Consider the following 13,314-nt stretch of genomic DNA (forward strand, 5'->3'; position numbering starts at 1 on the left):
GCCGCGCCACCGCAGGACACCGTGCCCGCGGGCGGCGACGGCGACAGCACCGAGACGGCGGTCCCGGCGGACGCGAGCACGGACGAACCGGCCGCGGACGCCCAGGACGAGGCCGAGGGCGAACCGGTGGAGGCGGACGCCACCCCGAGCGAGAGTGCGGCCGAGGAGACCGAGGCGGAAGGCGCCTCCGAGCCGGAACCCACCGCGGAGCCCGAGGTCGAGGCGTCGGCGGACACGGTGCTGCCGGTGCCGGAAGGCACCGCGGCCGGTGCCGCGACGGCGTTGCGGGCGCCGACGATGCTGCACCCCGTCGTCGCCCCGACCAAGGACGAGGACGAGCCGGAGCCGGAGCCCAAGGACCCGGAGCAGGTGCTCGCCGCCTACCAGTGGCGGTTCCACCACGAGACGCTGCGCGAGCTGGTCGAGGACCCGGACGAGCTCCGGGCGATCCGGGACCAGCTCACCACGAAGGTCGACGCGGCCACCGACAACCCGTCCCGGGCCCGGCTGCTCAGCCTGCGCGCCGTGGTGTCGCGGATCCTCGGCGATCTCGGCAAGGCGCTCGCCGACGGCAAGCTCGCGCTCGCACACGCCGAGGCCACCGGCGAGCTGCGCCGGATCGCGATCGCGCAGGCCCGGCTCGCGCACGTGCTGCAGTGGCGCGGTGACTACGCGGAGGCGGACCGGCTCAACGCGCTGGCCAACTCCCCCGAGCTGCCGGACCGCCTCCGCGCCACGATGCACGAGCACGCCGGCCGGTCCTGCTACGACCAGGGCCGCTACATCGAAGCGTGCAACCACTTCGAAAAGGCCCTGGACCTGCGCAAGGTGGACGATCCGGAGCTGATCGCCCGGACGGAGCAGGCGCTGGACGCGGTGCTGGCGAAGGTGGCCAAGCACGGCCTCGGTCCGTACCCGCGGGACGAGGACGAGATCCTCCAGCTGCACAAGCCGCCGAAGCCGATGTTCAGCGAGAAGGTGCAGCGCTGGGGGTACGTGGACGCGACAGGTGACTGGGCGATCGCGCCGAGCTACGCCGAGGTGCAGCCGTTCAAGGAGGGCGTCGCCTGGGTGCGCCGGCCCGAGACCGAGCCGTGGGAGCTGATCGACGAGTCCGGCGAGGTGCGCATCTTCGCGTCGCTGGGCTTCATCGGCGTCGGCTCGTTCCACGACGGGCTCGCCTGGGTCTCGCACAACGGGCGCGGCAACTGGCTGGCCGTCGAGAAGTCCGGCGACGTCGTCATCAACATCGGGTTCGAGGACGTCCGACCGTTCCGCGGCGGGGTCGCGGCCGTCAAGCGGGGCGCGTGGGGCGCGATCGACAAGAGCGGTCGCACCGTGTTGCCGCCCCAATACACCGGGTTCGCGACGGCGCTGACCGACGGCCGCTATGTGGACGGTTTCACCGACGAGGGGCTGGCCGTCGTGGACTCCGGCGGACGCAAGGGCGTGGTCGACCGCAACGGCCGCGTGATCGTGCCGCCGCGGTTCCCGGCGTTGGTCATCCACCCGGTCGCGTTCCTGGTCGGCGGCGGGCAGGGGCTCTGGGGCGCGCTTGACCGCAAGGGCGAGCCGCTGATCGACGTCGTGCACGGCAGCCGGGCCGCGGTCACCGAGGAGATAGACCGGTTGTTGGCGGACACCAAGCCTGTCTTGTAGCAAGATCATCCGAAAACGGAACGGACCTCGGGCGGGGTTAATGTGTCCCACATGGAATTCCGTCACCTAGGCCGATCCGGCCTTCAGGTCAGCGCGATCTCGTACGGGAACTGGATCACCCACGGTTCCCAGGTCGAGGAGGACGCCGCCGTCGCATGTGTCCGTGCCGCCATCGAGGCCGGCATCACCACCTTCGACACCGCGGACGTCTACGCCGGGACCCGCGCCGAGGCCGTGCTCGGCCGCGCGCTCAAGGGTCACCGTCGCGAGGGCCTCGAGATCTTCACCAAGGTGTACTGGCCGGCCGTCCCCACCGGTCCGGACGACACCGCCACCCCCGGGCGCAACGACCGCGGTCTGTCGCGCAAGCACATCATGGCGTCCATCGACGGCTCGCTGCGCCGGCTGCAGACCGATTACGTCGATCTCTACCAGGCGCACCGGTACGACTACGGCACGCCGCTCGAGGAGACGATGGAGGCGTTCGCCGACGTCGTGCGGGCCGGCAAGGCCCACTACATCGGCGTCTCCGAATGGCGCGCCGAGGAGATCCGCGCGGCCCACAAGCTCGCCCGTGAGCTGCACATCCCGCTGGTCTCGAACCAACCTCAGTACTCGATGCTGTGGCGGGTCATCGAGGCCGAGGTGGTCCCGACGTCGGAGGAGCTCGGCGTCAGCCAGATCGTCTGGTCGCCGATCGCCCAGGGCGTGCTGACCGGCAAGTACCTCCCGGGCCAGCCGGCGCCGGCGGGCTCGCGCGGCAGCGACGAGCCGGGCGTCATCTCGCGGTTCATGTCCGACGAGGTGCTGACCGCCGTGCAGCAGCTCAAGCCGCTGGCCGAGCAGGCCGGGCTGACGATGGCCCAGCTCGCGGTCGCCTGGGTGCTGCAGAACCCCAACGTGGCCTCGGCGATCGTCGGTGCGACCCGGCCGGAGCAGGTCCACGACAACGTCAAGGCCGCCGGCGTGAAGCTCGAGGAGAGCCTCCTCAAGCAGATCGACGAGGTGCTCGGCGGGCTGGTCGAGCGCGACCCGGCCCGGACCGAGTCGCCGCGGGACATCCGCGCCTGACACGGGCGGCGGCGCGACCTCCGGGCCGCGCCGCCGTCGCCGTCAGGGCCGTCCCTCGGTCAGCTCTGCCAGAAGCGGATCACGTCGAAGCCGAGCGCGTAGAGCTGGCGGTCGAGGCCCAGCACGTCGCCGACGGCGTACACGACGTCGAAGAAGTAGCGGTTGACCGTCGGCTCCCAGAGCAGCACGAACAGCAGGATGAAGCCGTACGGCGCCAGCACGTTGTACATCCGCTGGGTGTTGGGCTTGAGCCACGGCTGGAGCGCGTTGCCGCCGTCGAGCCCGGGCACCGGGAGCAGGTTGAGCACGGTCGCGGTGAGCTGCAGGAACGCCAGCAGCGCGAGCCCGGACCAGAACTCCAGGTGCACGAAGACGTCCGGGTCGAACGCGAACGGGATCACCAGGACGATCGTGAACAGCAGGTTGGTCGCCGGGCCGGCCAGGCTGATCAGCGACTTGCGCAGCCGGCCCCGGATCGCCGCGTGGTCGACCCAGACCGCACCGCCGGGCAGGCCGATGCCGCCGAGCACCACCACGATCAGCGGCAGGACGATCGACAGCAGGACGTTGCTGTACTTGAGCGGGTTCAGCGTCAGGTAGCCGCGGTGGGCCACGTCCGTGTCGCCGGCCCGGTACGCGACGATCGCGTGCGCGTACTCGTGGAGGCACAGCGAGACCAGCCAGCCCGAGACGACGAACAGGAACACGGCCAGCCGCGGGGTGACCTGGTGCCAGGCCATCACGCCGCTCAGGGCGCAGATCGCCACGAGGGCCAGGAAGATCGCACTCGGGCGGAACGCCGCCCTGGGCAGCCCCAGCACGGGCGGCTCCCACCGCCGCCAGTCGCTCATTCGCCCGCGGGTGCCAGGGGCATGCGGTACTCCACCCGGTCATCCTCGGCCAGGACCACGGTCGCCACGCCGGCGCTGGCGAGGTCGCGCCAGGTCTGACCGATCCACGACTCGGCATCGGCCTGGCTTCCGAACGTCTCGGCAGGGCCGGTCACCGGCTTGCCGTCCGCTCCCTCGTACCGCCAGCTCCACGGCATCGGTTCGACTCCCCTCGCGATGTAAACCTCACACAGCCTAGTCGGGCGACCACCGCTACCCCGAGGCATAGCGCGCGCCCGTAAGGTACGGGGCATGTCCGTAGACGGCTGGCGCTCCGTTCTCGTCCTCGGCGGGATCCGGTCTGGTAAGTCCGAGTTCGCCGAATCCCTGGTTGGTGAGGGCGGTCCTGTCCGTTATGTCGCCACCGGCTCCCCCGCCGGCCCGCGCGGCGACGCCGACGACGACCCGGACTGGGACGCGCGCGTCGCGGCACACCGTGAGCGCCGGCCGGCGGCCTGGCCGACCGAGGAGACCGGCGCCGACCCGACCCGGCTGCTGGAGATCATCTCCGGCGCCAAGGAGGGCGAGACCCTGCTGGTCGACGACCTCGGCGGCTGGGTGACCGGGCTGATCGACCCCGAGCGGCAGCCGGCCGACGACGTGGCGGCGATCACGGACCTGGCTTCGGCGGTACGTGACAGCGCCGCGCGGCTGATCCTGGTGACCTCGGAGGTCGGCCTCTCGCTGGTGCCGCTGACGACGGTCGGACGGGCGTACACGGACGCGCTCGGCACGACCAACCGCGCGGTCGCCGACGCGGCGGACGCGGTTGCCCTCGTGGTGGCCGGGCAGGTCACCTGGCTGAAGCAGGCCGCTCCGGCCTCGGCCCCGGTCTCGGCCCCGGTCGAGGCGGCCCCCGTGGTGCCGGAGACCTCGCCGGAGGTGCTGACCCCGGCCCCGACGCCGACCGCCGACGCCGCCGCGGGCGCCGACGGGCAGCCCGGCTGGGCCGCAGCGACCATGACCCTGCCCGCGCTGGCCACCGGCCTGGTCATCCAGCAGGGCATGGCCCTGCCGATGCCCGACGAGTTCACCCCGGCGCAGGCGCACGACCGGCTGCCCACCCTCGACCTCGGCGGCGCCGGCTTCGGCAAGCTGCAGAAGGTCGTCGAGTTCGCCGCCGCCACCCAGGGCCGGCCCGACCCGCGCCCGTGGCGCTCCCCGCGCGTGGTCCTGATCCGCGGCGACCACAACGGCGGCGCGGCCGCCGGCACGCTGCCCGGCGAGTCCCGGCGGCTGGCCGACCAGGCCCGGGCCGGCGAAGGCCCGCTCGCCCGACTGGCCGCGGAAGCCGGCGCCACCCTCCAGGTCGTCGACGCAACTGCCTGCGCCGCGATGGAGGAGCGCGAGGTGCTCGCGCTCGATGAGGTCGAGTCGGCGCTGCGCTACGGCTGGCGGCTGGCCGAGGAGGCCTCCGACGCGGGCGTCGACCTGCTCGTGGTGGGAGCCTGCGGCGCCGGCTCCGCGGCGGCCGCGGCGGCCGTGCTGGCCGCGACCACCGGCGCCGAGCCGGCCGCGGTGCTGGGCCGGGTCGTGGTGCCCGGCGCCGAGATCGACGACGACGCCTGGATGATCCGGTGCGCGGCGGTCCGGGACGCGATGCACCGCGTCCGGCGCAACGCCCGCAGCGCCAAGCAGGTGCTGGCCGACCTCGGCGGCGGCGACATCGCCGTGGCCACCGGCCTGATCCTCGGCGCCACCGCCCGCCGCGTGCCGGTGCTGCTCGACGGTCCGGTCGGCGTCGCCGCCGCGCTGGTCACCCGCGACCTGGCCGGCCAGGCCCGGCACTGGTGCCTGCTGCCCGACCACGGCGAGGACCCGGCGGTGAAGCTCGGCGCCGACGTGCTCGGCCTGACCCCGCTGCTCGACCTGCGGCTCGGGCTCGGCGAGGGCGCCACCGCGCTGGCCGCCCTGCCGCTGCTGCGGACCGCCCTCTCGCTGGCGGCGACGCTGCCGGTGCACCCGGCCGTGGCGCCCGACGACGAGACGCTGGCCGCGCACGACTCCCTCGATGAGCCGGAGAGCCCGGCCGGCCTGCCGCCGTCGGCCTGGCCGGCGGACCCGGCCACCACCGCCACCCCGACCCCGGCCACCGCCGACCCGACCCCGGCCACCGCCGACCCGACCCCGGCCGCGGCCACGGCCGCCGACGCGGGTCCTGCCGAGCCGGTCCCCGCGCAGCGGGACGCCGCCGGCGAGAACGGTCACGCCCCGGTCGAGCCGGAGCCCGCGCCGTCCGCCCTGGAGAGCTGGTTCGACTCGGCCGAAACGGACAAGCCCGCCCGCGGTGCCTGACGGCCTGCGGCTCGCGCTGACCACCTTCACCGTCCTGCCGGTCCGCGCCGGCCGGGTCGACCGCGCCGCCGCGGCCAAGGCGATGACGCTCGCCCCGCTGGTCGGCGCCGCGTTGGGCGCCGCGACCGGCGGCACCGTCGCGCTGCTGCACGCGGCCGGCGCTCCCGGCCTCGTCGCGGGCGCGGCCGGCGTCGGGCTGGCCGCCCTGCTCACCCGCGGCCTGCACCTGGACGGGCTCGCGGACACCGTCGACGGGCTGGGCTCCTACCGGTCCGGCCCGGCCGCTCTGGAGATCATGAAGCGGCCGGACATCGGCCCGTTCGGCGTGGTGGCGCTGGTGCTCACGGTGCTGCTGCAGGCGGCGACCCTCGGCTCGCTCTCCGGCCTGGACGCGGTGCTCGCCGCGACCGTCGCGTTCGCCACCGGCCGGCTCGCGGTCAGCTGGGCCTGCCGCCGCGGCGTTCCGCCGGCCCGGCCCGACGGCCTGGGCGCGCTCGTCGCCGGCACGGTCACCCCCGCCGGGCTGGTCGAGGCCACCGTGCCGACCGTCGCGCTCGCCGTGTTCGCGGTGCCGGGCCGGCCGTGGCAGGGTCCGCTGGCCGTGGCGGCCGGCCTGGCCGCGAGCCTGTTGCTCGTGCGGCACGCGGTGCGCCGCTTCGGCGGCGTCACCGGAGACGTGCTCGGGGCCGCGGTCGAGGTGGCGACGGGCCTGGCGCTGCTCGTACTCGTGCTAACGCACTGACGGGGTGACGAACGGTGGCTTGACCACCTTCATCTCGGCGCGGCGCCCACGGATGTCGACCTCGACCGTGTCGCCGTCCTTGAGCTCGGCCGCGGTGTCCAGCAGCGCCAGGGCGATGCCGACCTTCTTCGTCGGCGAGAACGTCCCGCTGGTGATCTCACCGACCGCCTGGTCACCGACGTAGACCGTCATGTGCGGACGCGGGATCGCCCGGCCGACCGCCTCCAGGCCGCGCAAGGTGCGCCGGGGACCGGCGGCCTTCTCGGCCAGCAGCGGCTCGCGGCCCCAGAACTCCGGCTTGTTCCAGCCGACCGCCCAGCCGACCCGGCCCTGCACGGGGGTGATGTCCGGGCCGAGGTCCTGGCCGTGCAGCGCGTACCCCATCTCGGTGCGCAGGGTGTCCCGGGCGCCGAGGCCGCACGGCAGGATGCCGGCCGAGTGGCCGGCGGCGAGCACCGCGTCCCACACCGCGCCGGCGCCGGCGGCCGGGACCACGAGCTCGTAGCCGTGCTCGCCGGTGTAGCCGGTGCGGCAGACGACCAAATCGACGCCCTCGAGGGTGGCCGGCTCGAAGCTCATGTAGTCGTGCTCGGTCGGCAATCCCAGCGACGCGAGCACGGGCGCCGACGAGGGGCCCTGGACCGCGAAGATCGCGTGCTCCGTGTGCTCGTCGGTCACCGTCAGCCCGGCCGGCGCCGCCGCCCGCAGCCGGCGGACCACCTCGGCGGTGTTGGCCGCGTTGGGGATCAGGAAGACGTGGTCGTCGGCGTACCGGTAGGCGATGATGTCGTCGACCACGCCGCCGGTCGCCGGCTCGCAGCACAGCGTGTACTGCGCCTGGCCCGGGCGGATCCGGTCGAGGTCGTTGGCCAGGCACGCGTTGACGAACGCCGCGGCGCCGGCACCGCGCACGCGGGCCTTGCCGAGGTGGGACACGTCGAAGATGCCGACGCCGGTGCGCACCGCGGTGTGCTCGCGGATCACGCCACCCCCGGGGTACTCCAGGGGCATCTCCCAGCCTCCGAACGGCGCGAACTTCGCGCCCAGCGCGACGTGCCGGTCGTGGACGGGAGAGAGCTTCGGTGATCCCGGTACGGCGTCGGTCATGGGTGGCAACTTACCGGGATCGGTCGGGATGGTTAGCATCGGCGGGACAAGACGTCTCGTGGTCGTCAGTTTCGGCCGGCGGGCGTCCCGCCCTGATCGGGCGGCCGTCATGAGCGGCCGACCCCAAGCCAAGTCCGGAGCCGCCGCGTGACCGCGCCCTTGACCACCGCTCTTCGCCTCGTCGACACCGATCCCGCCGAACTGACCACCGACGCCATCGTGATCGGTGTGCACAGCGTTTCGGGTGGGGACGGTCCGCCCGGGTTGGCCGGCGCCCTGTTGCTGGCCAGTGGCGCCGAGAGCATCGCCGCGGCGTTCGACGGCAAGCTGACCGAGACGCTGGCCCGGCTCGGCGCCTCCGGCTCGGCCGGCGAGGTCACCAAGGTCGCCACCCTGGGCACCGTGGCCGCGCCCGTCGTGGCCGTGGTCGGCCTCGGCCCGGAGCCGACCGGCGCGGCGCCCGCTCCGGAGATCCTGCGCCGCGGCGCCGCCGCCGCGGTCCGCTCGCTGGCCGGCAACGGCTCGGTGGCGGTCGCGCTGCCCCTGCCGGACGACGAGGACGGGCCGGCCGCGCTGCGCGCCGTCGCCGAGGGTGCCCTGCTCGGCTCCTACAAGTTCGCGGGCTACAAGACCAAGCCCGCACCGCGCCTGCCGGTCGCGGACATCGCGGTGCACGTGCCGGACGCCGGCGACAAGACCGCGCAGGACGAGGTGACCCGCGCGCTGACGGTGGCCGGGGTCGTCGCCCGCTGCCGCGACTGGGTCAACACCGCTCCCAACGACCTGCGCCCGCCGGCGTTCGCCGACGCCGTGGTCGCGGCCGCGAGCGCGGCCGGGCTCGAGGTCGAGGTGCTCGACGAGGCCGCGCTGCAGGCCGGTGGCTACGGCGGCATCCTGGCCGTCGGCCTCGGCTCCGCCGCCCCGCCGCGGCTGGTGAAGCTCACCTACAAGCCGGCCGGCGACGGCGCCCGCAAGCGGGTGGCCCTGGTCGGCAAGGGCATCACGTTCGACACGGGCGGCGTCTCCATCAAGCCCGCGCAGGGCATGTGGGAGATGAAGAGCGACATGGCCGGCGCGGCCGCGGTCGCCGCGACGCTGCTCGCGATCGCCGACCTCAAGCCCGACGTCGAGGTCAGCGGCTACCTGCCGATGGCGGAGAACATGCCGTCGGCCACCGCGTACCGGCCGGGCGACGTCGTGACGATGTTCAACGGCAAGAAGGTCGAGGTGCTCAACACCGACGCCGAGGGCCGGATGATCCTCGGTGACGCGATGGCCCGCGCCTGCGCGGACGGCTGCGACTACCTGTTCGAGACGTCGACGCTGACGGGCGGCCAGGTGATCGCGCTCGGCAAGCGGGTGGCCGGCGTGATGGGCACGACCGAGATGTGCGACCGGGTACGCGACGCGGGTGAGGCGGTCGGCGAGGCCGCGTGGCCGATGCCGCTGCCGGACGACGTGCGCACCGGCATGGACTCCGACGTGGCCGACATCTCACAGGTCAACGCGTCGATGGACCGGGCCGGGCACATGCTGCAGGGCGGCGTGTTCCTGCGCGAGTTCGTCGCCGACGGCGTGCCGTGGGCGCACATCGACATCGCCGGGCCGAGCTACCACTCGGGCGAGCCGACCGGGCACTGGTCGAAGGGCGGCACCGGTGTCCCGGTCCGGACCCTGCTGGAGCTGGTCGACCGGATCGCGGCCGAATAGCCCTCAACAGCAGAACGGCCCCATCGCGTACGCGGTGGGGCCTTGCTGTTGCGGTGGTTCAGTTCGCGGCGCGCTTGCGGCGCTCGTTGTAGTCACGCATGCGCTGCGGGTAGCCGACCAGGCGCACGTCGTAAACGGGTATCGCCAGCCGGTGCGCGAACCGACGGGCGCCTTCGGGACCGTCGATCCGGCGGCGGGTCCACTCGCCGTCGTGTGCGATCAGCATCACTGTGGTCTCCGTGACCGTCGTCTTCGGCTCGATGAACGCCTCGACGCCGCGGCGCGAGCGGACAAACTGCTCAAGATGGTCGAGATCGGCTTGCGCTGCCGGCCTTTCCGCCTGCCGACCAGGTGTTCCTTTCCGGCGTCGGAACCAGGACACCGACCCTCCCCTACGAAACGGACATCGAAGACTGCGGCAAGCGTACGTCTTGGCGCAAGCTCGGCGGGTACCTCGTTACGCGGGCAGGCTCCACAAGTGACAAGATGGCCGAGGTAGCCCGCGCGACCTGGGAGATGACTGTGAGCCAGCCGAACGACGCAACCTTCGACGTCGTGATCCTCGGAGGTGGCAGCGGCGGCTACGCGGCCGCGCTGCGCGCCGCACAACTCGACCTGTCCGTGGCGCTGATCGAGAAGGACAAGCTCGGTGGCACCTGCCTGCACCGGGGCTGCATCCCGACCAAGGCGCTGCTGCACGCCGGCGAGATCGCCGACCAGACCCGCGAGTCCGAGTCGTTCGGCGTCAAGGCCGAGCTGCTCGGCGTCGACATGGTGGGCGTCAACACCTACAAGGACGGCGTCGTCGGCCGCCTTTACAAGGGCCTGCAGGGCCTGGTCAAGGGCGCCAAGCTGATCACGTACGTCGAGGGCCACGGCACGCTGGTCGCGCCGGACACCGTCGAGGTCGACGGCACCCGCTACACCGGGCGCAACATCATCCTCGCGACCGGTTCCTACTCGCGGAGCCTGCCGGGCCTCGAGGTCGACGGCGAGCGGGTCATCACCAGCGAGCACGCGCTGACCCTCGACCGGGTGCCGACCTCGGCGATCGTGCTGGGCGGCGGCGTGATCGGCGTCGAGTTCGCCAGCGCGTGGAAGTCGTTCGGCGCCGACGTGACCGTCCTGGAGGCGCTGCCCCGACTGGTCGCCGCCGAGGACGAGGACCTGTCGAAGGCGCTGGAGCGGGCCTACCGCAAGCGCGGCATCAACTTCAAGGTCGGCAAGCCGTTCGAGAAGGTCGAGCGCACCGACAACGGCGTACGCGCGACCATCGCCGGCGGTGAGACCGTCGAGGCCGAGATCATGCTGGTCGCCGTCGGCCGCGGCCCGACCACCGCCAACCTGGGTTACGAGGACCAGGGCATCAAGCTCGACCGCGGCTTCGTCATCACCGACGAGCGGCTGCGCACCGGCGTGGGCAACGTCTACGCGGTCGGCGACATCGTGCCCGGCCTGCAGCTCGCCCACCGCGGCTTCCAGCAGGGCATCTTCGTCGCCGAGGAGATCGCCGGCCTTAACCCGCCGGTCATCGACGAGGCGGGCATCCCGCGGGTCACCTACTCCGACCCGGAGCTCGCGTCGGTCGGCCTCACGGAGGCCAAGGCCAAGGAGAAGTACGGTGCCGAGAAGGTGACCGCCTACAACTACAACCTCGGCGGCAACGGCCGGAGCTCGATCCTCAAGACCCAGGGCTTCGTCAAGGTCGTCCGGGTCGACGACGGGCCGGTCGTCGGCATTCACATGGTCGGCGCACGGGTCGGCGAGTTGATCGCCGAGGCACAGCTGATCTACAACTGGGAGGCGTACCCGGCCGAGGTCGCCCAGCTCATCCATCCGCACCCGACGCAGTCGGAGGCCCTCGGCGAGGCCCACCTGGCCCTGGCCGGCAAGCCGCTGCACGCGCACGCCTGATCGGCGGCGTCCCGGTCGCATTGACAAAGGAGTCCTGAGAGAGATGCCGGTATCGGTCACCATGCCTCGCCTCGGCGAGAGCGTCACCGAGGGCACGGTCACCCGCTGGTTGAAGCAGGAGGGTGACACCGTCGAGGTCGATGAGCCGTTGCTGGAGGTCTCCACCGACAAGGTCGACACGGAGATCCCGTCGCCGGCCGCCGGTGTGCTCAGCCGGATCGTCGTCCGTGAGGACGAGACCGCGGAGGTGGGCAGCGAGCTCGCGGTGATCGACGGCGAGGGTTCCGGCGGTGCCGCGGCGCCGGCGGAGCAGGAGGCGCCGGCCGCGGCCGCGCCGGCGGCCGAGGAGGCCGAGCCCGAGCCCGAGCCTGAGCCGGCCGCCGAGCCCGAGCCCGCGCGTGAGCCTGAGCCCGTCGCGCAGGCTTCCGGTGGGTCCGAGTCCGGTTCCGGTGACGGCGGCGGTGAGTCCACTGTGGTCGCGATGCCGGCGCTCGGCGAGAGCGTCACTGAGGGCACGGTCACCCGCTGGCTCAAGGAGGTCGGCGACAGCGTCGAGGTCGACGAGCCGCTGCTCGAGGTCTCCACCGACAAGGTCGACACCGAGATCCCGTCACCGGTCGCCGGCACGCTGCTGGAGATCAAGGTGCCGCAGGACGAGACCGCCGACGTCGGCGCGGCGCTGGCCGTGATCGGCGCCGCCGGAGGTGCGGCCCCGGCCGCTTCGGCCCCCGCGCCGGCTCCCGCGGCCGCCGAGACCAAGCCCGCCCCGGCCCCGGAGCCCAAGCAGGAGGCGCCCGCCGCCGAGCCCGCGGCTGAGCCGGCAGCGCAGCAGCCGCCGAAGGCGCCGGCCCAGCGGCCCGCACCGGCGCGCGAGCCCGCTCCCGCGGCTTCCCGCCCGGCGCCGAGCGGCGACGAGAGCAACGGCTACGTGACCCCGCTCGTCCGCAAGCTCGCCACCGACCAGGGCGTCGACCTGTCGACGGTGAACGGCACCGGTGTCGGTGGCCGCATCCGCAAGCAGGACGTGCTCGACGCTGCGGCCCGCGCCAAGGCGGAGGCGGAGGCCAAGGCCGCCGCACCGGCCGCGGCTCCCGCCGCCAAGCCGGCCGCGGCCCCGAAGGCCCCCGCGGCCCCGAGCCCGCTGCGCGGCCGGGTCGAGAAGCTCAGCCGGATCCGCCGCACGATCGCGACCCGCATGGTCGAGTCGCTGCAGGTCTCGGCGCAGCTCACGACGGTGGTCGAGGTCGACGTCACCCGCATCGCGCAGCTGCGCCAGCGGGCCAAGAACGACTTCCTCCAGCAGCACGGCGTGAAGCTGTCGTTCCTGCCGTTCTTCGCGCTCGCGTCGGTGGAGGCCCTGCGCACCCACCCGGCCGTCAACTCGAAGATCGACATGGAGGCCGGCGAGGTCACCTACTACGACGCCGAGCACCTGGCGATCGCGGTGGACACCGAGAAGGGCCTCGTCGTCCCGGTCATCAAGGACGCCGGTGACCTCAACCTGGCGGGCCTGGCCCGCCGGATCGCCGACGTGGCCGAGCGCACGCGCGCCAACAAGATCAGCCCCGACGAGCTGTCGGGCGGCACCTTCACGCTGACCAACACGGGCAGCCGGGGCGCGCTGATCGACACCCCGATCATCAACCAGCCCCAGGTCGCCATCCTGGGCACGGGCGCGGTGGTCAAGCGCGCGGTCGTCATCGACGACCCGGACCTGGGCGAGGTCATCGCCCCGCGGTCGATGGTCTACCTCTCCTTGTCGTACGACCACCGCATCGTCGACGGCGCCGACGCGGCCCGCTTCCTGACGGCCATCAAGGAGCGCCTGGAGGCCGGCAACTTCGAGGCGGACCTCGGTCTCGCCTGATCGCTCTCCGCTGAAAGGCCCGGCTTCGCAATCCGGCGCTGTGCCTGGCGTTCGACAAC

Annotated in this window: 11 protein-coding genes; 7 read left to right on the plus strand and 4 right to left on the minus strand. The window is 73.3% G+C overall.

What is annotated here, in order from left to right; genetic code table 11:
- The coding region (locus AB0H87_RS26045; RefSeq protein WP_360150763.1) for a WG repeat-containing protein at nt 1-1,659 on the plus strand (1,659 nt) is incomplete at its 5' end.
- Nucleotides 1,660-1,710: 51 nt separating this feature from the next.
- A complete protein-coding gene (locus tag AB0H87_RS26050; RefSeq protein WP_360150766.1) occupies nt 1,711-2,730 on the plus strand; it encodes an aldo/keto reductase family protein in 1,020 nt (339 codons plus the stop codon).
- Between the two features lie 59 nt (nt 2,731-2,789).
- On the opposite strand, the gene AB0H87_RS26055 is transcribed toward AB0H87_RS26050, so the two are convergent.
- Both AB0H87_RS26055 and AB0H87_RS26060 read right to left on the minus strand, forming a co-directional pair.
- Nucleotides 2,790-3,581 carry a site-2 protease family protein gene (locus AB0H87_RS26055; protein ID WP_360150769.1) on the minus strand — a complete coding sequence of 264 codons (792 nt, stop codon included), beginning with the start codon at nt 3,579-3,581 and terminating at the stop codon, nt 2,790-2,792.
- The gene (locus tag AB0H87_RS26060) at nt 3,578-3,778 is read right to left on the minus strand and encodes a hypothetical protein (protein WP_360150772.1); all 201 of its coding nucleotides are present in this window, start codon (nt 3,776-3,778) and stop codon (nt 3,578-3,580) included. The genes AB0H87_RS26055 and AB0H87_RS26060 overlap by 4 nt, the downstream gene beginning before the upstream one ends.
- Nucleotides 3,779-3,872: 94 nt before the next feature.
- Between AB0H87_RS26060 and AB0H87_RS26065 the strand changes: the two genes are divergently transcribed.
- Together AB0H87_RS26065 and cobS are read left to right on the plus strand one after the other, a co-directional pair.
- Complete coding sequence (locus tag AB0H87_RS26065; protein WP_360150775.1) at nt 3,873-5,915, plus strand: bifunctional adenosylcobinamide kinase/adenosylcobinamide-phosphate guanylyltransferase; 2,043 nt, start codon at nt 3,873-3,875, stop codon at nt 5,913-5,915.
- Entirely contained in the window at nt 5,908-6,657 is a 750-nt protein-coding gene (gene cobS, locus AB0H87_RS26070) for an adenosylcobinamide-GDP ribazoletransferase (RefSeq protein ID WP_360150778.1), read from the plus strand. Before AB0H87_RS26065 ends, cobS begins: the two co-directional genes overlap by 8 nt.
- Here the strand turns inward: cobS and gcvT are convergent.
- On the minus strand, nt 6,646-7,764 hold the full coding sequence (gene gcvT, locus AB0H87_RS26075) for a glycine cleavage system aminomethyltransferase GcvT (RefSeq protein WP_360150781.1): 1,119 nt from the start codon (nt 7,762-7,764) through the stop codon (nt 6,646-6,648). The two genes, cobS and gcvT, sit on opposite strands and share 12 nt — an antisense overlap.
- 147 nt (nt 7,765-7,911) lie before the next feature.
- On the opposite strand from gcvT, the gene AB0H87_RS26080 reads away from it, so the two are divergent.
- Entirely contained in the window at nt 7,912-9,474 is a 1,563-nt protein-coding gene (locus AB0H87_RS26080; RefSeq protein ID WP_360150784.1) for a leucyl aminopeptidase, read from the plus strand.
- Between the two features lie 58 nt (nt 9,475-9,532).
- On the opposite strand, the gene AB0H87_RS26085 is transcribed toward AB0H87_RS26080, so the two are convergent.
- The gene (locus AB0H87_RS26085; RefSeq protein ID WP_360150787.1) at nt 9,533-9,856 is read right to left on the minus strand and encodes a hypothetical protein; all 324 of its coding nucleotides are present in this window, start codon (nt 9,854-9,856) and stop codon (nt 9,533-9,535) included.
- Nucleotides 9,857-9,960: 104 nt separating this feature from the next.
- Here AB0H87_RS26085 and lpdA point away from each other — a divergent pair, with 104 nt between their 5' ends.
- Both lpdA and sucB read left to right on the plus strand, forming a co-directional pair.
- Entirely contained in the window at nt 9,961-11,388 is a 1,428-nt protein-coding gene (lpdA, locus tag AB0H87_RS26090; RefSeq protein ID WP_360150790.1) for a dihydrolipoyl dehydrogenase, read from the plus strand.
- A 43-nt stretch (nt 11,389-11,431) separates the two neighbouring features.
- Entirely contained in the window at nt 11,432-13,255 is a 1,824-nt protein-coding gene (gene sucB, locus AB0H87_RS26095) for a 2-oxoglutarate dehydrogenase, E2 component, dihydrolipoamide succinyltransferase (protein WP_360150793.1), read from the plus strand.
- Nucleotides 13,256-13,314: the final 59 nt, after the last annotated feature.

This window comes from Asanoa sp. NPDC050611, from assembly GCF_040654855.1.
Classification (GTDB): domain Bacteria; phylum Actinomycetota; class Actinomycetes; order Mycobacteriales; family Micromonosporaceae; genus Asanoa.

Coding starts and splice junctions, on each gene's coding strand:
- gcvT (WP_360150781.1), bottom strand. CDS start 7,764: ATGACCGACGCCGTACCGGGATCACCGAAGCTCTCTCCCGTCCACGAC.
- AB0H87_RS26055 (WP_360150769.1), bottom strand. CDS start 3,581: ATGAGCGACTGGCGGCGGTGGGAGCCGCCCGTGCTGGGGCTGCCCAGG.
- lpdA (WP_360150790.1), top strand. CDS start 9,961: ATGGCCGAGGTAGCCCGCGCGACCTGGGAGATGACTGTGAGCCAGCCG.
- AB0H87_RS26065 (WP_360150775.1), top strand. CDS start 3,873: ATGTCCGTAGACGGCTGGCGCTCCGTTCTCGTCCTCGGCGGGATCCGG.
- sucB (WP_360150793.1), top strand. CDS start 11,432: ATGCCGGTATCGGTCACCATGCCTCGCCTCGGCGAGAGCGTCACCGAG.
- AB0H87_RS26060 (WP_360150772.1), bottom strand. CDS start 3,778: ATGCCGTGGAGCTGGCGGTACGAGGGAGCGGACGGCAAGCCGGTGACC.
- AB0H87_RS26050 (WP_360150766.1), top strand. CDS start 1,711: ATGGAATTCCGTCACCTAGGCCGATCCGGCCTTCAGGTCAGCGCGATC.